This window comes from Sodalis sp. RH21 (assembly GCF_047324175.1).
Taxonomy (GTDB): Bacteria; Pseudomonadota; Gammaproteobacteria; order Enterobacterales; family Enterobacteriaceae; genus Acerihabitans.
The window spans coordinates 462,857-485,112 of the sequence record NZ_CP178732.1; the positions used below are offsets into that span (position 1 = coordinate 462,857).

Consider the following 22,256-nt stretch of genomic DNA (forward strand, 5'->3'; position numbering starts at 1 on the left):
TGGGTGTATATGTCGGTTCGACGACATAGTTAACCAAAGACGCGGCCGAGATGCTCGCGATATTTTACGATGTCTTGCTCTATTTGCGGTTGCTTTATGACGTCGTTCAGGATAAAGGTCGGCAGCATCGACATGCCGAGGAACTGATTGGCCTTATGAAACGGCAGGTAAACCCCGTCCACGCCGACGCCGGTAAAGAATTGTTCCGGATCGGTGAAGGCTTCCATCGGCGCGTTCCAGGTCAGCGACAGCATATAATGGGTGCCCTGCAGCAGGCCGCCCGAACCATATTTTTTCGAGGCGTCCGAACGGGTGCGCCCGTCGCTGGCGTACAGGCGGCCGTGGCCGGCGGTGAAAACCTCATCGATGTATTTTTTCAGTATCCACGGTTGGCCCATCCACCAGCCGGGCATTTGGTAAATCACCGTATCCGCCCACAGGTAGTTATCGACTTCCTGTTCAACGTCATAGCCTTTATCCACCACCGTGACGCGCACGTCGTGACCGGCGGCGGTCAGCGTCGTCATGGCGACATCGGTCATGGTGTTATTGAGCGCGCCGTCGGAGTGGGCGAATTTTTTACCCGCGTTAATAATCAGTATCTTTTGCATAATATCCCGCCTTAAGTTCGATAACGGGCAGTGTAATCCCTAACGCGCCGATGAAAAAGCGCGCGGCAGGCAGAACATTTTTGCATCTGGCGCAATAAAGGCGCGCCATCAAGGCCTGTGACAGCCGGGGGGCGGATAAGGTAGTATCATGGGCTATTACACCAAACCAAAGGGCGTGGCTATCCACCAGACCACGCCGCGGTGAGAGGAAACAACGATCAATGAGTGATTTGGCTCATGACGGCGCAGAACGCCTGGCGCTGCATAAATTTACCGAAAACGCATACCTCAATTACTCCATGTACGTCATCATGGATCGCGCGTTGCCGTTTATCGGCGATGGCCTCAAGCCGGTTCAGCGCCGCATCGTTTATGCGATGTCGGAGCTGGGGCTCAACGCCAGCGCCAAGTATAAGAAATCCGCCCGCACCGTGGGCGATGTCTTGGGTAAGTATCATCCCCACGGCGACAGCGCCTGCTATGAAGCCATGGTGCTGATGGCCCAGCCCTTTTCTTATCGCTACCCGCTGGTGGACGGACAGGGCAACTGGGGCGCGCCGGACGATCCCAAATCCTTCGCCGCCATGCGTTATACCGAATCCCGTTTGTCCAAATACGCCGAATTGCTGCTGGGCGAGCTGGGGCAGGGCACGGTGGATTACGCCCCCAATTTCGACGGTACGCTGCAAGAGCCGAAGACGTTGCCGGCGCGGTTGCCCAATATCCTGCTGAACGGCACCACCGGTATCGCGGTGGGCATGGCCACGGATATTCCGCCCCATAATGTCGCTGAAGTCGGCGCCGCGATTATCGCGCTGCTGGAAAAACCCTCCACGCCGCTTGAAGAATTGCTTAATTATGTGAAGGGGCCGGATTTTCCCACCGAGGCGGAAATCATCACCCCGCCTGAGGAGATCCGTAAAATCTACCAAACCGGACGGGGTTCGGTGCGTATGCGCGCCCTGTGGAAAATCGAGGACGGCGAAGCGGTGATTATCGCCTTGCCCCACCAGGTTTCCGGCGCCAAGGTGCTGGAGCAAATCGCCGCGCAAATGCGGGCGAAAAAGCTGCCGATGGTGGAAGATCTGCGCGATGAGTCGGATCACGAGAATCCCACCCGCCTGGTGGTGGTGCCGCGTTCCAACCGGGTTGATTTGGAGCAGGTTATGCATCATCTGTTCGCCACTACCGATCTGGAACGCAGCTACCGCATCAATATGAATATGATTGGCCTGGACGCCCGTCCGGCGGTTAAAAATCTGTTGGAAATCCTGACCGAGTGGCTGGTTTACCGCCGCGATACGGTACGCCGCCGCCTGAATTACCGTCTGGAAAAAGTGCTGCGCCGCCTGCATATCCTTCAGGGGTTGCTGGTCGCCTACCTCAACCTGGATGAAGTGATTCATATCATCCGCACCGAGGACGAGCCGAAGCAGCAGCTCATGCAGCGCTTTGCGCTGAGCGACACCCAGGCCGATGCTATCCTCGAATTAAAACTGCGCCATTTGGCCAAGCTCGAAGAGATGAAAATCCGCGGCGAACAGGCGGAGTTGGAAAAAGAGCGGGATAAATTGCAGGGCATCCTGGCGTCGGAACGCAAGCTGAGCAATTTGCTGAAAAAAGAAATCGAAGCGGATATCGCCGCCTTTGGCGATCCCCGCCGTTCGCCGCTGGTGCAACGCGGCGAAGCCAAGGCCCTGTCCGAGAACGAACTGACGCCGTCGGAGCCGGTGACCATCGTGCTGTCCACCATGGGCTGGGTGCGCAGCGCCAAAGGGCATGATATCGACCCCAGCGCGCTGAACTATAAGTCCGGCGATAATTTCCTCAGCGCCGTGCATGGTAAAAGCAACCAGCCGGTGGTGTTTATCGATTCCACCGGGCGCAGCTACGCGCTGGAACCGTCGGTACTGCCTTCCGCCAGGGGGCAGGGCGAGCCGCTGACCGGCAAGCTGACCCTGCCGCCGGGCGCCACCGTTGAGCAGATGCTCACCGGCACCGAGGATCGCAAACTGCTGCTGGCGTCCGACGCCGGTTATGGTTTTGTCTGTACGTTTGACGATCTGGTGGCGCGTAACCGGGCCGGCAAGGCGATGCTGAACCTGCCGGATAACGCCAAGGTCATGCCCCCGCTGTGGGTCAGCGATACGATAGAACAACTGCTGCTGGTTATCACCGAAGCCGGGCGGTTATTGTTATTCCCCGTAAGCGATTTGCCGCAGCTGACCAAAGGCAAGGGCAATAAGATCGTGTCCATTACCGCGGCGGACGCGGCGGCGGGGGTCGATCGCCTGACCAGGATGTTGCTGCTGTCCACCAAGGCATCGGTGACGTTTTATGTCGGCAAACGTAAACTCACCTTACGTCCGGAAGACTTGCAGAAATACCGTGCCGAACGCGGCCGCAAAGGTACGCTGCTGCCCCGCGGCCTGCAGCGCATCGACCGGGTGGAAGTGGACGATCCGCTGGACGCGGCCACTAGCGACGACGCGCCGCCGTCAGGCCAGTAGCGATCCGCTTGCCGGCGCGCGCATCCAGCAGGGTGCGCGCGCCGGACTTGGGAGGACCAAAGCGCAGTTTTGCGCAAGTGTTATCGGCGCCGCGCCGGGAATAACCGTGTATTTTGTCATGAAGCCGGTATACTAGCGGCGGCTGATGGTTAAGAGGTTAATATGTTAGCGATAATTCGTACCATTGTGGTGGTGCTGCTTTCTATTTGTATCTGCGTATTTGGTTTGATTTATTGTCTTTTCAGCCCAAGAAATCCACGCCATGTCGCCACCTTCGGCCGGATGTTTGGCCGTATGGCGCCGCTGCTGGGGCTGAAAGTGGAACTGCGTTATCCCTCCTCCATGGTGACCCGGCAAAACTGTATTTATATCGCTAATCATCAAAATAATTACGATATGGTGACCGCCGCGAGCATGGTGCAGCCGCGCACGGTGACGGTGGGCAAAAAAAGCCTGCTGTGGATACCCTTGTTCGGCCAGCTTTACTGGTTGACGGGCAATTTACTGATCGACCGCGAAAATCGCTCGCGGGCGCACGGCACCATTACCGAAATCGTCAAACACATCAAAAAGAAAAACATCTCCATCTGGATGTTCCCCGAAGGTACCCGCAGCCGGGGCCGCGGGCTTATGCCGTTTAAAATGGGCGCATTCCATGCGGCCATCGCCGCCGGGGTGCCCGTGGTGCCGATTTGCGTCTCCAATACGTCCAATAAAATCAAGCTGAACCGCTGGTCGAACGGCCTGGTAATCGTTGAAATCCTGCCGCCGGTGGATACCGCGCCTTATGGCCGGGACCAGGTGCGCGCGCTGGCCGAACATTGCCGCGACATCATGGCGGCCAGGCTGGCGGAGCTGGATGCGGAAGTGGCCAGGCGCGAAGGGCGGCAAAAAACAGGGCGCAACAAATAGTCCGGGCAGTTTATAGTCAATACATTGTGATTTTATGGCCGATCCGGCCATCGATGAATTACCCCGGCAGCGGTTGGCGGGCGTAAGGTTGCATCGGGTTTACAGGCTTTTTACGGAGCAGATATGTCACTCAGTCGGCGTCAGTTTATTCAGGCATCAGGCGTTGCGCTTTGCACCAGCGCAATACCGCTGAGGGCACGTGCCAATGGGCAACCGACCGCTTTACCCATTCCGCCGCTGCTGGAGTCGCGCCGCGGCCAGCCGCTGTTTCTCACCCTGCAGCGGGCGCATTGGGAGTTTATTCCCGGCCGGCGCGCCGCCACCTGGGGCATTAACGGCGGTTATCTCGGCCCGACGGTGCGGGTGTATAACGGCGACGACGTCAAGCTTATCTATAACAACCGCCTCAACGAACCGGTGTCCATGACCGTCAGCGGCCTGCAGGTGCCCGGCACGCTGATGGGCGGCGCGCCGCGCATGATGTCGGCCAGCGTGGATTGGTCGCCGGTCATTCCGATACGCCAGCCGGCGGGCACCTGCTGGTATCACGCCAATACCCCCAACCGCATGGCGCCGCATATCTATAATGGACTGGCGGGGCTGTGGCTGGTGGAGGATGAAGTCAGTAAATCATCGCCGCTGCCCAATCACTATGGCGTGGATGATTTTCCGGTGATTATCCAGGATAAACGCTTGGATAACTTTGGCACGCCGGTGTATAGCCCTCCGGCCAACGGCGGCTTTTTCGGCGATACCCTGCTGGCGAACGGGGCGCAAAGCCCCTACGTCGAAGTCTCCCGGGGCTGGGTGCGGCTACGGCTGCTCAATGCCTCCAATGCCCGCCGCTACCAGCTGCAATTGAGCGATGGCCGCATTATGCAGGTGGTCGCCGGCGATCAGGGCTTTTTGCCCGCCCCGGTCCCGGTCAGCCAACTTTCGCTGGCCCCGGGCGAGCGCCGTGAAATCCTGATCGATATGTCGAAAGGGGAAGAGGTGTCCATTACCGCCGGGGTAGCCGCGGGGATCATGGACCGGGTGCGGGGCTTTTTCGAGCCTTCCTCGATGCTGATCTCGACTATCGTGCTGACCCTGAAACCCACCGGCCTGCTGCCCCTGGTAACCGATAATCTGCCGATGCGCTTATTGGCGGATCAGGTTATCGACGGCAATATCAGCCACACGCGCGAGTTCCGTCTGGGCGGTAGCCAGCCTGAGATCAATGGCGCGTTGTGGGATATGAACCGTACCGACTTCCAGGCGCGGCAGGGCAGCTTTGAGCGGTGGATCGTTCGTACCGATTCGCCGCAATCGTTCCATATCCAGGGCGTGGCGTTTTTAATCAAGCGGGTGAATGGCAATGCGCCGCTGCCGGAAGATCAGGGTTGGAAAGATACGGTGTGGGTGGAAAGCGAGGTGGAGTTGATGGTGTGGTTTCCGCAAGTGGCGGGCGATCATTTCCCTTTCCTTTATTACAGCCAGACGCTGGAAATGGCCGATCGCGGCAGCGCCGGCCAGTTTACCGTCAGCGCGCGGTGACGCGCCCGATCGCAGAAAGCCCCGGCGGCTCTCGCCGCCGGGACCTCACGGTACGGCTTAAGGTTTAACGAAGGTATCCGGGTTTGGCCCCAGGCGTTTGCCGCTATCCAATTGGGCGATGGCGTCCAGCTCGTCTTGCGCCAGTTTGAAATCCAGCACGCCGAAGTTTTCCTTGATGCGCGCCGGCGTGACCGATTTGGGGATCACTACCAGGCCCGAATCCAGGTGCCAGCGAATCACGATTTGCGCCGGGCTTTTGCCATATTTTTCCGCCAGTTTGCGAATGATTTCCTGATCGAACACCCCTTTGCCGCCTTGAGCCAGCGGGCTCCAGGATTCGGTCAGAATATGATGGGCGGCATCCCACGCGCGCAATTCACGCTGTTGCAGCAGCGGATGCAGTTCGATCTGGTTGATGACGGGGACCACGCCGGTTTCATCCAGCAGGCGCTGCAGGTGCGGCGCATGGAAATTACATACCCCGATGCTTTTCGCCAGGCCTTCTTCCTTAAGTTTCACCATATCGCGCCAGGCCTGGACATACGTATCCTGCGCAGGAACCGGCCAATGCATCAAATACAGATCCACATAATCAAGGCGCAGTTTCTTCAAACTCTCTTCCAGGGCCTTGGGCGCCACGGTTTGATCGGCATTCCAGAGCTTGGTGGTGATAAACAGCTCCTCCCGGGGAACCGAGGCCGCTTGCAGGGCCTCGCCCACGCCGGTTTCGTTCTTGTAGATAGCTGCGGTATCAATGGAGCGGTAACCCACTTTCAGCGCTTCCTGCACCGCCGTCAAAACCTCTTCATTGCTGGCTTGCCAAACGCCCAGACCCAGCTGCGGCATGGTACGTCCATCATGAAATTTTACCGTTGGTTGCGTTGACATCATTTCTCCTTGTATATCCATTTACCGCCCCGTAACCGGGCGGCCTAGGTTTATCGTTAGATCATTTATTCTAGTAGATGCTGCGTGGCTATGTGGCAAGTAAGGGTAAGTCGGTGGTCGGTACGCAGCAGATATGCGGCAGAAGATATAATGTATTGTGGGTAATTACGGGGGTGAACTCAATGCATATTCCTGCCTGCAATTTGCCTATTTCTCCAAAGGGCTATAGAAAAGTGGGCGAAAATGGCAAGATAGCTGCCGGATTATTCAAATCAGAGAATTCAGGCGATGACAGAAAACCTCTCCCTATGTACCCGCTTATCGCTGCGCGCCATGCAATTGCTGCAACAAAACAATCTGGTGGCCATCCCGCACGTCAAGCTACTGTTTGCCGATACGTACTATGCCCGTACGCCGGTCATGTACGAACCGGGGATCATCATTTTGTTTCAGGGAAGGAAAACCGGTTATCTGGGTAATAAGATTTTTACCTATGACGCCAGCCACTATCTGTTACTGAGCGTGCCGCTGCCATTTGAATGCGAAACCTTCGCCTCGCGGGACGAACCGCTGGTAGGCATGTCAATCGGCGTGGATACCCTGATGCTGCAGGATTTGATTATCGATATGGGCGACGAAGCGCAGTTCAAGCCGGTCACCCCCCGGTCCAGCGGCATCAATGCGGCGCCGCTGACCGAGCAATTATTCTGCGCCGCCGAACGCCTGCTGGATATCATGGACAAACCGCTGGATGCGCGGGTTCTTGGGCCGGCCATCGTGCGCGAGATTATCTATTATCTCCTGCAGGACGTCTGCGGCGACGCGCTATACGCGCTGGCGAACCGGCAATCCCATTTCAACCAGATTGCCAAGATCCTTAAAAAAATCGAGCGCCAATTCGCCGATAACCTGACCATCGAACAATTGGCCGCCGATGTGAATATGAGCCTCTCGGCGTTTCATCATAATTTTAAAGCGGTCACCAGCACTTCTCCCCTGCAATACCTGAAAACCTACCGTTTGCATAAGGCGCGTATTCTGATGCTTCACGATGGTTTTAACGCCGGCACCGCGGCCATGCGCGTGGGTTACGAAAGCCCGTCGCAATTCAGCCGGGAATTTAAACGTTATTTCGGCGTATCGCCGCGGGAAGACGCGGCGCGCATCCGGGTGCCGGGGCAGAGTCCCACCCTACAGGTCTAGGCGCAGGGCAGGAGACGGGGAAGGCAGGTAAAACGGGGAACGGGACTCAGGCGGCATCCTTGACTTTGCGTCTGCGCAAAAATAGCACCACGGTGCCCAGCAGTCCGCTGCACAGCAGCACCAGGGGCAGGATCATCAGAACCATCATCACCTGATCTTCATGATGCTTGACCAGCGGCACGTGGCTGATGGAAAACCCCAGCGAGAGCAGCGTGCCGACCCATATCAGCGCGCTTAACCAATTAAACAGCTGAAAGCGGGTATTGCTTAAGCCGGCGATGCCGGCCATCGTCGGCAGCAGCGTGCGGACAAACGCCAGGAAGCGGCCGACCAGCAGCGCCATTAAGCCGTGCCGGTTGAACATGGTGTAGGCGCGCTGGTGGTAATGGGCAGGCAGATGCAGCAGCCAGCTTCTGACGACGCGGGTATCCCCCAGCCAGCGGCCCTGCAAATAACTGAACCAGCAGCCCAGGCTGGCCGCCACGGTCAGTATGATCAGCGTGGGGAAAAAACCCATCACCCCTTTGGCCACCATGGCGCCTGAGAGCAGCAGCAGGCTGTCGCCCGGTAGAAAAGAGGCGGGTAATAAACCGTTTTCCAGAAATAGCGTAATGAACATCACACAATAGACAATCCAGATCACCCGCGGATGCGCCAATGCGGCAAAATCCTGTTGCCAAAGTGCGCGGACAATCTCATGTAATACGCTCATCTCAACCTGCTCATCTCATTTTATTGACAGCTTAGCGCCGATATTCCGGGCTGTCCTCGATCGCGAACGCAATTGAACAATTTTATTAACTATTTTAGACCGGTTTGGCATTATCGGCGATTAACCGCGCCGGCGGCTTGAATGCGGGCGAACCCGGCGGCCAGATCGGCGATCAGATCGTCGGTATTTTCCAGGCCGACATGAATTCTCACCAGGGTGCCGGTAAAATCCACTCCGCCGGCAGGCCGGATGGCCGCGATTTCTTCGGGTTGATTGGCTAAAATAAGCGATTCGAAGCCGCCCCAGGAATAGGCCATGCTGAAATGCTCGAAATTATCCAGGTAATGCTCCAACTGGGCCTGCGTCAGCCGATCTTTTAAGATAAAAGAGAACAGGCCGCTGGCGCCGGTGAAATCGCGTTTAAAAAATTCATGGCCTTTACAGCCAGGCAGGGCCGGATGATTGACCACCGCCACCTCGGGACGCTCGGCAAGCCATGCGGCCACGCGCATGCCGTTTTCGGCATGCTGCTTAAGGCGCACGCCCAGGGTGCGCAGGCCGCGGGCCGCCATATAGGCCGTATCGGCATCCACCATTTGCCCCATTAAATAGGACTGCTCGCGCAGTTGGTCCCAGCAGCGGGCATTGGCGACCGCCGTACCCAGCATGGCATCGGAGTGGCCGATAATATATTTGGTGCCGGCCTGGATGGAGATATCCACGCCCAGCGCCAGCGCCGGCAGAAGAATCCCGGCTGCCCAGGTATTATCCAGCATAATTACGATCTCGGGATTGATCGCGCGTACGGCTTTGACGATCGCCGGAATATCCTGCACCTCCATGGTGATCGACCCGGGAGACTCCAGAAATACCACTTTGGTATTTTCCTGGATCAGTCCGGCGATTTCCGCGCCGATGGTGGGCGCGAACCAGGTGGTGGCGACGTTCAGCTTACCGAGGATATGGCGGCAAAAATCGGTGGTCGGCTCATAAACCGAACCGGTAACCAGAATATGATCGCCGGCCGACACAAAAGAAAGGATAGCGTTGGTCACCGCCGCCGCGCCGCAGGGATAAAGCGCGCAGCCCGCGCCGCCTTCCAGTTCCACCATGGCTTGCTGCAGGGAGAAATGCGTCAGGGTCCCGCGTCGGCCGTAAAACAGTTCGCCGTTGGCGCGCTGCGCGGCGGCCTGTTTTTTTGCCTGCACCGAATCAAATACTAACGAGGAAGCCCGCTGAATTACCGCATTCACTGAACCCTGGGTATATTTCTTATCTCTGCCCGCGGTAATCAATGCCGTTTCAATTTTTTTTGCCGTCATTATCTGCGCTGTGCCTTTTACGAAATGTATTTTCTAAGGAGATCCCCAAGCCGAGCCATGCCTGGATGGACCCTGCTACGTTAGCATGAATGCGCGCCGCCGGCAGACGTTTTGCTGCCGCAGAAATGATTAAACACGATATTAATTCTTCCATAAAAAGACCGGGAACGGCAAAGCAAAATCGGTTCGCTATCGATACAAATAATAATGAGAACTACTATCAATTCCCGTCCTGTTTGCTATCATTCTCCCTGGATTATTTTTTAGTAAAGAATCAGGTGGAGGCACAGCGTGAAGATGGCTGTCATAAATTTTGTCCAGGACCTTGTGCGCCCGGCGCTTGGACGCGTTTTTTCGTTACTCGCACTGCCGCGCGGAATATTTGCCGCGGCGCTGCTGCTCTTCGGTCTGGCTGTATTCGGCCTGGCCGGGACGGCCATGGCCGCCCCGCCGAGCGTCGCCGCGCCGGACAACGCGACCGCTCTCGCTGCCCCGCAAATGCTGCCGCAAGTGGCGCCGACCGTCCCCGGGCAGCAGCAACTGGCGCAAATGGATTTATCAGTCTGGGGCATGTATCAACATGCCGACGTTGTAGTGAAGACGGTTATGATTGGTTTGTTGATCGCATCCATCGTCACCTGGGCGCTGTTTTTTGGCAAAAGCGCCGAACTGATGGCGGCTAAACGCCGTCTGCGCCGCGAGCTGGACGCGCTGAAAGATGTGCGCAACCTGGATGAGGCTTTCGCCGCCGCCGCGTCGTTTTCCGCCAATAGCGTCGGCGGCCGGTTGCTGGCCCAGACGCAAAACGAACTGGAACTGTCGGCCGAATCGTCGGACAGCAATGGCATTAAAGAGCGCACCGCGTTCCGCCTTGAACGCAGCGTCGCGGCCACCAGCCGGGCGATGGGCAAAGGGAACGGGTTCCTGGCCACCATTGGCGCCATATCGCCCTTTATCGGGTTGTTCGGCACGGTATGGGGCATCATGAACAGCTTTATCGGCATTGCCCATACCCAGACCACTAACCTGGCGGTGGTTGCCCCGGGTATCGCCGAAGCTCTGCTGGCCACGGCAATCGGCCTGTTTGCGGCTATTCCCGCCGTAGTGATTTATAATATCTTTGCGCGGACCATCGCCGGCTACAAAGCCATGGTCGGCGACTGCGCCGCGCAGATTCTATTGCTGCTTGGCCGCGATTTGGATCTGGCCGCCAGTTCCGATCGCCGTGCGACCCAGCCCATTGCTAAATTCCGGGTAGGCTAAACAGATGGCGATGCATTTAAACGAAGATATCGACGGCGACGGTGAAATGCATGATATCAACGTGACGCCGTTTATCGACGTCATGTTGGTGCTGCTGATTATCTTTATGGTGGCGGCGCCGCTGGCGACGGTCGATATCCGGGTGGATTTGCCCAACTCCTCCGCCGCGCCGCAGCCGCGCCCGGATAAGCCGATATACCTGTCGGTCAAAGGGGATAAGCAGCTTTATCTCGGCGAACAGCCGATCGCCATGGATACGCTGGGCAATACCCTTGACCAGCAGACCCAGGGCAATAAAGAGACCACCATCTTTTTCCAGGCCGATAAGAGCGTGGATTACGAAACGCTGATGTCGGTAATGGATAATCTGCGCAAGGCGGGTTATTTCAAAGTGGGTTTGGTCGGCGTGGAAGCCGCCGGGCAGCATTAAGTCGCTTTTTTCGCCGGCGACAAATAACCCCCGCAGCAGTAATGATGCGGGGTTTTGCGTTTCAGGCCGGCGGCATAGGCGCCGTCGCGTTAGCCTAAATGGTGGCCGCCGGTGACGCCGTGGACTTCCGCCGTAACGTAGCTGGATTCTTGCGACGCCAGGTAAACATAAATAGGCGCCAGTTCAGCCGGCTGGCCGGCACGGCCCAGCGGGGTTTTGGAGCCAAACGACGGTAGCGCGTCGGTGGGTTGTCCGCCGGATACTTGCAGCACGGTCCAGATAGGGCCGGGCGCCACGCAGTTAACCCGGATACCTTTTGCCGCCACCTGTTTCGCCAGCGCGCGGGTATAAGTGAGAATAGCGGCTTTAGTCGACGCGTAATCCAGCAGCGAAGCGCTGGGCTGATAAGCCTGTATGGACGAGGTGGTCACAATAGACGCGCCCGCCGGCAGAAACGGCAGCGCGGCCTTGGTAATCCAGAACAGCGAAAATACGTTGGTTTCGAAGGTCTTGCGGAACTGGTCGGTGGTCAGTTCGGCAATATCTTCAACCGCGGTCTGCTTACCAGCCACCAGCGCCAGGATATCCAGGCCGCCGAGTTGGTTGGCCGCATCTTCCACCACTTTCACATTCACCGACTCGTCGCTTAAATCGCCTGGGAGCAGCACGACTTTACGTCCGGCTTCTTTGACCAGCTCCGCCACCTGATCGGCATCTTTTTGTTCGTCGGGATGATAGGAGATGGCGATATCAGCCCCCTCGCGGGCATAAGCAATCGCGACCGCACGTCCGATACCGGAATCCGCACCGGTGATCAATGCCTTGCGTCCCGCCAGGCGACCGCTCCCACGATAAGTCTTTTCGCCGCAATCCGGCACCGGCGTCATTTCTGATTGTAATCCCGGCGCTGGCTGGCTCTGTTTTGGAAACTCTTCCTGAGTATATTGAGTCACGGGATTTTGCATTGTATATTGATCTAAATCGGCCATTGTTGTCTCCTTGTACTAATAGGCTGTCTATGCTAGAGATAAGCCTAGTCGATTTTCCGGGTTTGTCGAATAATCATGATTTGTTATAATAACATTTCTTATTTTTGTAATTTAATAATTAAAAATAAACCTGACGCCAGGCGTATTTGAAATTAATATAGCGACTTATGGAATTTTAATTAATATGAATTCGTGGATGGGCCAGGCAAGCGGCACATAAATAAGAATACTATTATATTAAAGTGAGCACCTGCCGGCACCGGGAGAAGGTTCGGGTTTTTCGTCCGTACCGACTTCTTTTAGTGCGGAATAGAGCGGGCAACGGAAGCTCTGAATAAATTGCAAATTATTATCATGCCAGCGCGTCACGGATATCCGCCGCTGGTTTTTAAAAATGCCGCGCGGGCACTGGCATGACGGCGCGGCGGCGTTAAGCTTGCCGCCTAAATCGGGATACTCTTTTAGCCTGCCTGCCGGGGATGGGGCGCGCCGATCGGTTCCATACCCCTGTTCGGACGGGGAAACTCCCTCGTCAATGGAATCCTCGACAACTATATGCTTCGCCATTTCAGCGGGTTGCTTTGATTGATCGTCTTCGGTGACCAGCGTCAGGTTCCCCTCGGCATCTTCATAGATGATGCAAAAATTACCTTTTAACAGCTCGATAATTTTCATGCCGTAGCGTTTGACGGCAAAACTAATTATTTCCTCACTAATTAAATCACCAGCGGAAGGGTAATAACTGAACAACAAGTAATTTAACAGCGGTAGATTGTCAATATGCCCTATGATATGCCATGATCCATCTTCCTGGTCATAGGATTTATAGGGGGTATGTTCACCAATCAGCAGGTGTCCCTGACGGAGCTTATGGAGTTTATCATGGGGGTATTTTAATACGGTTAATATATTATTTCCTTGGTTAAGAATGACACAGAAACGATTGCTCATACATCCTCTTATAACTATTATCAGTAAAAACAATTATCAGTAAAACAATGTCTGGAAAAAAATGACGTAATAGGCAGACGATACACGTTAATAAAATATATATAAAGCTGGTATTAAGTGTAGCTGTTAGCCTGAACTTTAGTACAGGTTGTTACGATTTTCTGTTACTGATACTATCAATTCACTTTGTATTTTGTTGAAGCAAAGGGTAGTCATTAATAATGATAAAGGATAGGTTATGTTTAATTTAATCAGTGTTAAGTACCAGGATATCATTAATGATAAGCTCGATGAATTGTATCTGCTCAGAAAAAAAACTTTCAAGGATCGTTTGGACTGGCAGGTCTCCTGCGTCGGCGAGCGTGAATTCGATCAATATGATAATGAGAACACAGATTATTTGCTAGGGTGTTATGACGGTTATATTGTTTGCAGCGTACGCTTTATCAGCATGAACCTTCCCAACATGATTACCGGCCCATTTAAAGAATTTTTCGATTACCAGGCGCCCGAGGATGAAATGCTGCTTGAGTCGAGCCGTTTTTTTGTCGATAAAGCCCGCGTGCAAAGCCTGGCGGATACCAGACTGCCTTTTTGCCATCTGCTATTCCTCGGCATGGTTAATTATGCCAGAACCCTAGGAAAAAACGCCATCATGACCGTGTGCAGCAAGTCTATGTATACTATCCTTAAGCGCAGCGGATGGAATATCACGGTCGAAAGCATCGGATTATCGGAAAAGAAAGAACCGGTTTATTTGTTGCGGCTTGGCATAGACGAAGGCAGTCAGGACGCCCTGATTAAATATATCCGGCGACGCCATTATTGTGAGGGGAGCTATCTGAAAAAATGGCCTATTTATCTTTAATAATGTATCGTCACTCGCTGTTACAGACAATATCGCCTGAATCCAGTTTTATCCAGCATGACCATCGATAAAATAAGGCCACTATATCATCAAGCCTTTCGGGTAATCATGCATCAATGGCGTGTATCTGCCGCAATGGCATGGATTAAAATTTATCCATAGATCATATTAACAATGCTCGCTGGATAATGCCGTTCATGCCATTGAATACCTTTAGGCCATTATTCATAAGCCGTGAAAAGCCGCAGATCTGACGCTTTTTTAATAGCATGTTTCGCGTTCACTACATCAAGTTTAACTATCAAATTGCCAATATGAAATTTCACGGTACTTTCGGTAATTCCCATAATGATGGCGATTTCACTGTAGGTTTTGCCAATGCTGGCCCAGCGCAGCGCCTCGATTTCCCGCGCAGTCAGTTTTTTTTCAATTATTTTCCGCTGTTCTTTATAAGACTGTACCCTGCCCAAAAGATACTTCTCATGAATTGACAGCAGCAGTAGCTGCATATTCGTTTTGTGTTCGTCAACGCATTGTTGCAACAACCCGCCGTCATCCTCAATATAGAGGCTGAGCGTTGCTAAATTGTTCTCATGGTCGTGCAGGGGGAAAGTATAGCCGCTGGAAATATTGTATTTTTTCGAAGATGAAAAAATATCATTATCATCTCTTCGGTCGAACGACTGCGTGTCGTCGCTCCATGGGAAGGGCATGATACGTTTGGTGGCAATAAGAATTACAGGATCATGTTTATATAATGTCATCCTTATGTATTTCTCTATCCATTCTTGCGGATAATTGGAATAAATGGCCGGCGTTTCAAAATATCGCTTATTAATGACGGAATAAGCGAAGCGGGTATGCTCCGGAAAGTTTAACTCACTGAAAATAAAATCGCTTATCTCATCGGCAATGAGCTGTTTGTCTCTGTCATTAATTGATGTAGGCATAAGGTGCATATGATGCTTATTATTTGATTTTAGCGGCATAGTGGAGTAATCAAAAGTAGCAGAAAGGAATTAGCATAAAATATTTTATTATCTAATATAATTAAACTTTATAATAAATTAAATACAGAAATTGGTCAATGAAATATTTCAACGTTAGATTAACGTAAGTGATATAAAGTTACCACCATAATTATGTGTTTTTTGAATATATTAGTCAACTTTATAATTAGCTATTATAGCTAAAGTAATATAATTGAATATCCGCATATTTTATGCCGCCCTTCACCCAGATCCTGATAAACGCGTAACGGCGGGTACGATTGGCGCGATTTTTGCGCGGTTTGGCGCCAGGCGCAGCGACTATCCAGGAACAACGGCGCTTGCCGGCTTACATGGCCACCCGTATAATCCGATCTTAACGGCATTTTTTCCAGCGGCTTTTCTTTTTCAAATTGCAATATTCAGTATTAAATAATTAGCTGCGTGTATACTTACATCCACTGCCAGCGGTTTCGCTCAGGCGGATAATCGGGATAATCTCTGCACCGCGCAAAGGGTTGACGAGTAGGGAACATTGAATGCCCATAAGTCTTAAAGCCAGGATCATCGCCTTCATTGCCGATAAACATCGCTCGATATTTTGGGTGATCATCCCTTTATGTTTTTTCGTTTTTTCCATTGCCATCATCGCTTTGTTCGCGCAGCAAGCGCTGAAAAACCGCGCGCAAAGCGAAGTGATCGGCACTATAGGTTTTATCGACACGGTGTTAAGCGATGCTGACGACACCGCTACCGAAGCCTTGACCTTATTAGGCCGACCTTGCGCGGCGGTAGTGGACCAGCTCAGGATCATGGGGATGCAGCACTCTTTGGTGCGCACGGTGAACCTGGCCCACCAGGGGCGTGTCTATTGCGCCCCCATTCCGCTAAAGCAAACCATGACCACCGTGCTTTATAATTCGGCCAGCGAAGATAAAATCCCCGATATCGGCTTTCGCACCGGCACCGCGTTATTTCCCGGCAGTACCGTTATTGTCTTGCGCAAACATCGGGGCGAGGATGGGGTGGGGGTGGTGGTCGATACCCAATACATGCTTTATCTGATGAACATTGTCGATACCAACAATAGTACGACCGTGACCATTAAAGAGAACTTTCTGACGCCTCAAGGCAAATTGCTGCCGGTGGCCGCTATGCGGGCCGGCTTTATCTCGGTGGCGCGCGGCTCGGAAAAATTCCCTTATAAAGTCGATATCAACGTATCAAGACAGCAATACTTGCATTACCTGACCGATACCTATGGCCTGGTTATCTTGCTGTCGATCATCGTCTGCCTCATCATGTCGCTGCTGATTCGCAACTGGCTCAAGGCGACTACCTCCATCCATTCCAATATGGCTCAGGGGCTCGAACGCGGAGAATTCGAACCTTTTTTCCAACCGGTAATGGATGCGCAAAGCAATAAGTGCGTCGGCATGGAAATTCTGACCCGCTGGCGCCATCCTACCGACGGTTTTGTTTCTCCGGATGTGTTTATCCCGTTAGCCGAAGAATCGGGTCTGATCATCCCTCTGACGCAGCAACTGATGCAGCGGGTGGCGGGAGTGGTCGCCGCCAGCCCGGCGCGGTGGGAGGAGCATTTGCATATCGCCATTAACATCTCCGCGGTGCATCTTGCCAACCGGCAGATCGTGGATGATTGCGAGACTTTCCTGCGGGCGGTAGAGGATAAGAATATCCGGCTGGTGCTGGAACTGACCGAACGGCAGCTAATCGAGGTCAACGATATCACGCTTGATGTCCTGGCCGCCTTGCAGCGGTTAGGGGTCGCTATCGCCATTGATGACTTCGGCACCGGCTATTCCGGCCTGTCCTACCTGAGCAAAATGAATATCGACTTTTTGAAAATCGATCAATCTTTTGTGGCGATGATTGAACAGGAAACCACGACGCGGATTATCGTAGATGTGGTGATTGATTTAGCCAATAAGCTTAATATGCAGCTGATCGCCGAAGGCGTGGAAAACGCGCGGCAAAAGAGCTATCTGTTGGATAAACACGTGGTGCTTCAGCAGGGATACTTTTTTGCCAAGCCGATGCCCATGATGCAATTTACCCACTACCTGGAGCAGCAATAAGCGGGACCGGCGGCAAGGCGCTAGCAGCATAATGCCATTTGCGCAGTGGAAACCAATCAATTTGTGAGCTTTAGCCCAAAGCCAAACAGTGGCTTTTTTATCCATGTATACAGCCAATATGTACATGGATAATTTCTTCGTCTTCATCCATATTCCAATCGACTTCGCCGTTAATTATTATTTTTTTTCAGAACGTTGCTAAAAAATACGGCAATTCCATATCGTTTATAAACGCTCTTTTTTTACCCTCTGTTGTTACACCCTATTTTGCTGCGTGAGGTTAAAATGAAAACCAAAACCCTGCAACACTGGCTTACCGCGGGCTGTCTGGGCCTGATGGTCAGCGCGGCTTCTGCGTCGGCGGCGCAGACCGAAATCGTCAATATCTCCAAAATCGCCGGTATGCCCTGGTTTAACCGTATGGGCGAGGGCGTAACCCAGGCCGGTAAAGATTTTTCCGTTAACGCCTACCAGGTCGGGCCGTCCAGCACCGATGCGCCGCAACAGGTAAAAATCATCGAGGATTTAATTGCCAAAAAAGTCAGCGCCATCACTATCGTGCCCAATGACGCCGACGTGCTGGAACCGGTGTTCAAAAAGGCGCGCGCCGCGGGCATCGTGGTACTGACCAACGAATCGCCGGGGCAACCCAGCGCCAACTGGGACGTGGAAATTATCGATAACCAGAAGTTTGCCGCCGATAACGTGGAGGAAGTAGCCAAGGTCAATGGCGGCAAAGGCGGCTATGTGATTTATGTCGGCAGCCTGACGGTGCCGCAGCACAATCTCTGGGCCGACCTGTTTGTAAAATACCAGAAAGAGCACTACCCCGATATGCATGAGGTGACCAGCCGAATGCCGGTCTCGGAAAGTATCGACGATTCCCGCCGTACCACCCTGGATCTGATGAAGGCCCACCCGGATATGAATACTATCGTGGCTTTTGGCTCCCAGGGACCCATCGGCGCCGGCCGCGCGGTAAAAGAAAAGCGCGCCAAAAACAAGGTGCATGTCTATGGCATGATGATTCCTTCCCAGGCCGCGTCGCTGATCAAAAGCGGTGATATCACCATGGGGGTCACCTACGATCCCGCATCCGCTGGTTACGCACTGACGGCGGTGGCGGCCGAATTGCTAAAAGGCTCAACCATAGGGCCGGATTTTGCAGTGAAAGACATGGGTAAAGCCGAGGTCGATAACGACAAAAAAGTCATTAAATTCCATAAAGTGCTGCGGGTAACCAAGGACAATATCGACAGCTTGTACTGATCCGCTACTGTTAATGGCGGCCTGACGCCAGCATCTGGCGAGGAAGGGCAGTATCTTCCCCGCCGCTTATTTGCCCGTACGCCGGACGGCGAGGTTGCCATGAAACCATTAATTGCCATTGAGAATATCAGCAAGACGTTTTATGGGGTGAAAGCGCTGGATAACATCGCCCTGACCCTGCTGCCCGGCGAGGTCCATTGCCTGGCGGGACAGAACGGCTGTGGCAAGTCGACGCTTATCAAGATTATTTCCGGCGTCTATCAGCCCGATCCGGGGGCGAAAATCACCATTGACGATCGGCTGTTCTCCCACCTTACGCCCGGGGAGTCGGTGAAGCGCGGTATCCAGGTTATTTATCAGGACCTGTCATTGTTTCCCAATCTCAGCGTAGCGGAAAATATCGCCATCAATCTTTACCATCACCAATTATGGGTAAACAAAGGCAGCCTGGCCAAGCTTGCGCGCCGCACGCTCGATGACATCGGTATTCAGCTGGATTTACATGCCCCCCTGGAAACGCTGTCCATTGCGCAACGGCAATTGGTGGCGATTTGCCGGGCCCTGGCGCAGGATGCGCGGCTGATCATCATGGATGAACCCACGGCTTCGCTGACCATGGTGGAAGTCAAAGGACTGCTGCGCCTGGTGCGCCAGCTCAAAGATCGGGGTATTTGCGTCGTGTTCGTCAGCCACCGCCTGGATGAAGTGATGGCGGTGTCCGATCGCATCACCGTGCTACAGGACGGCGAATGGATCGGTACTTTCCCGGCGGCCGAAATGGGCGGCAAGCAACTGGCCTTCCTGATGACCGGGCTGGCATTTGATTACCGGATATTGCCGCCCTATCCGGGAGGCCGGCCGGTGGTGCTTGAGGCGGCGCATTTATGCCGCCGCGGCCAATATCATGACGTGTCGCTGCGGATTCACCAGGGTGAAATCGTGGCCATCACCGGCCTGCTGGGCGCAGGACGTACCGAATTGTGCCTGAGCCTGTTCGGGCTGACCCGGCCGGACAGCGGCACGATCAGCATTGACGGCCGGCCGGTCGCGTTGCGCAGTAATCGCGACGCCATAACCGCCGGTATCGGTTATGTCTCGGAAGATCGCATGAGTACCGGACTGGTTATGGAGCAGTCCATCAGCGACAACATTATTTCCACGGTGCTGGCGCAGGTGAAAAGCCCCTGGCATTTGATCGATCGCCGGCGGGCGCAGGCGGTGGTGTCCGAAATGGTCGAACGCCTGACCATCAAGACGGATAATACCGCCCTGCCGGTAAACACGCTATCCGGCGGCAATGCCCAGCGGGTGGCCATCGCCAAATGGCTGGCCACCCATCCGCGGCTGCTGATCCTTGACTCGCCGACGGTGGGGGTCGATATTGCCAATAAAGCCGGTATTTATCATATTATCAACGTGTTGGCAGAACAGGGCATCGCGGTGTTATTGATTTGCGATGAAATCGAGGAAGCCTATTACAACAGCCATCGCATCCTGGTCATGCGCGCCGGCGAACTGGTGGCGGAATTTCTGCCGGCCGAAACCTCCGAAGCGGCGCTGGCGGAGGTGGTCAATGGTTAACAAGGCCGGATTACATCGCCAGGAGGGAATGCTGGCATTGACCATTTTGCTGTTGGGAGCGGTATTTAGCATCTCAAGCAGTGATTTTTTCACCTTCGGCAATTTCTACGATCTGGTCAACACGTATGCCATGTTGTTGATTCTGGCCTGCGGTCTGTTCATCGTCTTGATCTCCGGCGGTATCGATATCTCCTTTCCGGCGATGACCATTATTGCCCAATACATCATGGTCACCGTCCTGATGGAATATGGCGGTAATTTCCTGGTGGCCTTTCTGGTGGCCGGCGGGGTGGGCGTGGTGCTGGGCTGCGTTAACGCCATCCTGGTCAATCGCCTGAAAGTGCCTTCCATCATTATTACCATTTCAACGCTGAATATTTTCTACGGCCTGTTGCTCTATTTTTCCAAAGGGGTGTGGTTGTACAAATTCCCCGACTGGTTCGAAGGCGGTCTGACCCTGTTCAGTTTTACCGCCGCCGATGGGTATGACTATGGTCTGAATTTACCGATCATGACGTTAATCATAGTGCTGGCGGTTACCGGACTGCTGATGAAATACAGCAGCATCGGGCGTCAAATCTATGCGCTTGGGGGTAACCGGGAGGCGGCTTCGCGGCTGGGTTTCGGCATCTTCAAACTGCAGTTGTTCGTTTATGGTTTTATGGGGCTGTTGTCCGGCATGGCCGGGGTGGTGCAATCCTATACCGTGATGACGGTAGCCCCCGATTCCCTGCTCGGTTATGAGCTGACCGTGCTGGCGGCGGTGGTGCTGGGAGGAACCAGCATCATCGGCGGACGGGGCACGCTGCTCGGTACGGTGCTGGGGGTGGTACTGTTGGCCGTATTGCAAAACGGCATGAACCTGCTGGGCATTTCCTCTTACTGGCATACCGTGATTACCGGCCTGGTCATCGTGGTGAGTATCAGCACTACCGCCTGGAGCCAGCGCAGCCAAACGGAGACCTTGTCATGAAAAGCATCAATGTAAAAGACAATGTAGAGCTGTATATGGTGGTCTTATTGCTGGTGGTGATGCTGACTTTTAGCGCGCAAATCCCCGGCGTTTTCTGGTCGGCCTCGAATTTCCAGTCCATCGCGTCGCAAATGCCGGTATTGGGCGTTTTGGCTTTTGCCATGGCCATTACCATGCTGACCGGCGGCATAAATCTATCGATTATCGCTACCACTAACTGCTGCGCGCTGGTCATGGCCTGGGTGGCCACGCATTTTGCGCCATCGCCGGGCAGCGCGCTCCTGATGCTGCTTGCCGGCATCGGCATGGCCTGCGTGATCGGCACGGTGAACGGCATGCTGATTGCCGTTATCCGGGTGTCGCCCATCCTGGCCACGCTGGGCATGATGACCCTGCTAAAAGGCATCACCATTCTACTGTCCAAAGGGTCGTCGATTGCCAATTTCCCCGCCTATATCTTGTGGCTTAATAACACCAACTGGCTGGGCGTGCCGTTGCCGCTATACCTGTTTATCGCGGTAGCGCTGGGCCTGTGGGTGGTGCTGGAGCGCTCGCCCCTGGGGCGGCGTATCTATCTTATCGGCTCCAATCAGCGGGCGGCGCATTATTCGGGCATTAATACGCCGCGGACGCTGGTGGGGGTCTATATTATTTCCTCGCTGCTGTGCGTGGTCGCCGCGCTGCTGATGATGTCAAAACTGAATTCCGCCAAGGCGGCCTATGGCGAGTCGTATTTGCTGACCAGTATCCTGGCGGCGGTATTAGGGGGAATTAACCCCGACGGAGGGTTTGGCCGCATTATCGGCATGGTATTGGCGCTGATTCTGCTACAGATGCTGGAGAGCGGGCTTAATATCATGGGGGTAAGCAGCTATATCACCATGGCGCTGTGGGGCTGCCTGTTGCTGGCTTTCCTGGCTCTCAAAGGCGTCCGGATGCCTTTTTGGAGGCGCCAGGGCGACCGCTGAGCCTGGGGGGATGGGTTATTGACAAAATAACTTTTTCCATTATTCATTAACTATATTAAATATGTTATTTTTATTATTACCAGATTATTTAGTTTGATCTGCCATAAGCCTGCGCTAAAATAACATCGCATTGAAATAATGTGCACTATCAAGTGCGCTTTGCATCGGCCCTGCCTGGATAA

At 54.0% G+C, this 22,256-nt stretch carries 20 protein-coding genes; 13 read left to right on the top strand and 7 right to left on the bottom strand.

The window, feature by feature from the left end; genetic code table 11:
• Positions 1–29: 29 nt before the first annotated feature.
• Positions 30–611 (bottom strand): NAD(P)H-dependent oxidoreductase, encoded by a 582-nt coding sequence (locus tag ACL2XP_RS02210; protein ID WP_413736950.1) that lies wholly within the window; start codon positions 609–611, stop codon positions 30–32.
• Positions 612–832: 221 nt separating this feature from the next.
• Between ACL2XP_RS02210 and parC the strand changes: the two genes are divergently transcribed.
• The 3 genes from parC (at position 833) to ftsP (ending at position 5,569) form a co-directional block, all read left to right on the top strand.
• The gene (gene parC / locus ACL2XP_RS02215; protein WP_413736951.1) at positions 833–3,121 is read left to right on the top strand and encodes a DNA topoisomerase IV subunit A; all 2,289 of its coding nucleotides are present in this window, start codon (positions 833–835) and stop codon (positions 3,119–3,121) included.
• A gap of 162 nt (positions 3,122–3,283) precedes the next feature.
• A complete protein-coding gene (locus ACL2XP_RS02220; protein ID WP_413736952.1) occupies positions 3,284–4,033 on the top strand; it encodes a 1-acylglycerol-3-phosphate O-acyltransferase in 750 nt (249 codons plus the stop codon).
• Positions 4,034–4,156: 123 nt separating this feature from the next.
• The gene (gene ftsP, locus ACL2XP_RS02225) at positions 4,157–5,569 is read left to right on the top strand and encodes a cell division protein FtsP (RefSeq protein ID WP_413736953.1); all 1,413 of its coding nucleotides are present in this window, start codon (positions 4,157–4,159) and stop codon (positions 5,567–5,569) included.
• 57 nt (positions 5,570–5,626) lie between these two features.
• Here the strand turns inward: ftsP and dkgA are convergent, their stop codons facing one another.
• Entirely contained in the window at positions 5,627–6,457 is an 831-nt protein-coding gene (dkgA, locus tag ACL2XP_RS02230; protein WP_413736954.1) for a 2,5-didehydrogluconate reductase DkgA, read from the bottom strand.
• A gap of 288 nt (positions 6,458–6,745) precedes the next feature.
• Here dkgA and ACL2XP_RS02235 point away from each other — a divergent pair, with 288 nt between their 5' ends.
• Complete coding sequence (locus tag ACL2XP_RS02235) at positions 6,746–7,660, top strand: AraC family transcriptional regulator (protein ID WP_413736955.1); 915 nt, start codon at positions 6,746–6,748, stop codon at positions 7,658–7,660.
• A 46-nt stretch (positions 7,661–7,706) separates the two neighbouring features.
• Here the strand turns inward: ACL2XP_RS02235 and ACL2XP_RS02240 are convergent, their stop codons facing one another.
• The gene (locus ACL2XP_RS02240; protein WP_413736956.1) at positions 7,707–8,372 is read right to left on the bottom strand and encodes a DedA family protein; all 666 of its coding nucleotides are present in this window, start codon (positions 8,370–8,372) and stop codon (positions 7,707–7,709) included.
• Between the two features lie 110 nt (positions 8,373–8,482).
• Positions 8,483–9,694, bottom strand: coding sequence for a cystathionine beta-lyase (metC, locus tag ACL2XP_RS02245; protein WP_413736957.1), 1,212 nt, complete (start codon positions 9,692–9,694; stop codon positions 8,483–8,485).
• A gap of 297 nt (positions 9,695–9,991) precedes the next feature.
• Between metC and exbB the strand changes: the two genes are divergently transcribed.
• Together exbB and exbD are read left to right on the top strand one after the other, a co-directional pair.
• On the top strand, positions 9,992–10,957 hold the full coding sequence (exbB, locus tag ACL2XP_RS02250; protein ID WP_413736958.1) for a tol-pal system-associated acyl-CoA thioesterase: 966 nt from the start codon (positions 9,992–9,994) through the stop codon (positions 10,955–10,957).
• 4 nt (positions 10,958–10,961) lie between these two features.
• Positions 10,962–11,387 (top strand): TonB system transport protein ExbD, encoded by a 426-nt coding sequence (gene exbD, locus ACL2XP_RS02255; protein WP_413736959.1) that lies wholly within the window; start codon positions 10,962–10,964, stop codon positions 11,385–11,387.
• Between the two features lie 89 nt (positions 11,388–11,476).
• On the opposite strand, the gene ACL2XP_RS02260 is transcribed toward exbD, so the two are convergent.
• The gene (locus tag ACL2XP_RS02260) at positions 11,477–12,376 is read right to left on the bottom strand and encodes an SDR family oxidoreductase (RefSeq protein WP_413736960.1); all 900 of its coding nucleotides are present in this window, start codon (positions 12,374–12,376) and stop codon (positions 11,477–11,479) included.
• 237 nt (positions 12,377–12,613) lie between these two features.
• Entirely contained in the window at positions 12,614–13,360 is a 747-nt protein-coding gene (locus tag ACL2XP_RS02265; RefSeq protein ID WP_413736961.1) for a carbapenam-3-carboxylate synthase domain-containing protein, read from the bottom strand.
• A gap of 205 nt (positions 13,361–13,565) precedes the next feature.
• On the opposite strand from ACL2XP_RS02265, the gene ACL2XP_RS02270 reads away from it, so the two are divergent.
• Complete coding sequence (locus tag ACL2XP_RS02270) at positions 13,566–14,195, top strand: acyl-homoserine-lactone synthase (RefSeq protein ID WP_413736962.1); 630 nt, start codon at positions 13,566–13,568, stop codon at positions 14,193–14,195.
• A 221-nt stretch (positions 14,196–14,416) separates the two neighbouring features.
• Here the strand turns inward: ACL2XP_RS02270 and ACL2XP_RS02275 are convergent, their stop codons facing one another.
• Positions 14,417–15,145 carry a LuxR family transcriptional regulator gene (locus ACL2XP_RS02275; RefSeq protein WP_413736963.1) on the bottom strand — a complete coding sequence of 243 codons (729 nt, stop codon included), beginning with the start codon at positions 15,143–15,145 and terminating at the stop codon, positions 14,417–14,419.
• Positions 15,146–15,398: 253 nt separating this feature from the next.
• Between ACL2XP_RS02275 and ACL2XP_RS02280 the strand changes: the two genes are divergently transcribed.
• The 6 genes from ACL2XP_RS02280 to ACL2XP_RS02305 all read left to right on the top strand — a co-directional run bounded on the left by ACL2XP_RS02280 (position 15,399) and on the right by ACL2XP_RS02305 (position 22,074).
• Positions 15,399–15,620: a hypothetical protein gene (locus ACL2XP_RS02280; protein WP_413736964.1), complete on the top strand. Its 222-nt coding sequence runs from the start codon at positions 15,399–15,401 to the stop codon at positions 15,618–15,620.
• 103 nt (positions 15,621–15,723) lie between these two features.
• Positions 15,724–17,283: an EAL domain-containing protein gene (locus ACL2XP_RS02285; RefSeq protein ID WP_413736965.1), complete on the top strand. Its 1,560-nt coding sequence runs from the start codon at positions 15,724–15,726 to the stop codon at positions 17,281–17,283.
• A 336-nt stretch (positions 17,284–17,619) separates the two neighbouring features.
• Entirely contained in the window at positions 17,620–18,552 is a 933-nt protein-coding gene (locus tag ACL2XP_RS02290) for an autoinducer 2 ABC transporter substrate-binding protein (protein ID WP_413739057.1), read from the top strand.
• Positions 18,553–18,651: 99 nt separating this feature from the next.
• Positions 18,652–20,133, top strand: a complete 1,482-nt coding sequence (locus ACL2XP_RS02295; protein ID WP_413736966.1) for a sugar ABC transporter ATP-binding protein — start codon at positions 18,652–18,654, stop codon at positions 20,131–20,133.
• Entirely contained in the window at positions 20,126–21,106 is a 981-nt protein-coding gene (locus tag ACL2XP_RS02300) for an ABC transporter permease (RefSeq protein WP_413736967.1), read from the top strand. Before ACL2XP_RS02295 ends, ACL2XP_RS02300 begins: the two co-directional genes overlap by 8 nt.
• A complete protein-coding gene (locus ACL2XP_RS02305) occupies positions 21,103–22,074 on the top strand; it encodes an ABC transporter permease (RefSeq protein WP_413736968.1) in 972 nt (323 codons plus the stop codon). The genes ACL2XP_RS02300 and ACL2XP_RS02305 overlap by 4 nt, the downstream gene beginning before the upstream one ends.
• Positions 22,075–22,256: the final 182 nt, after the last annotated feature.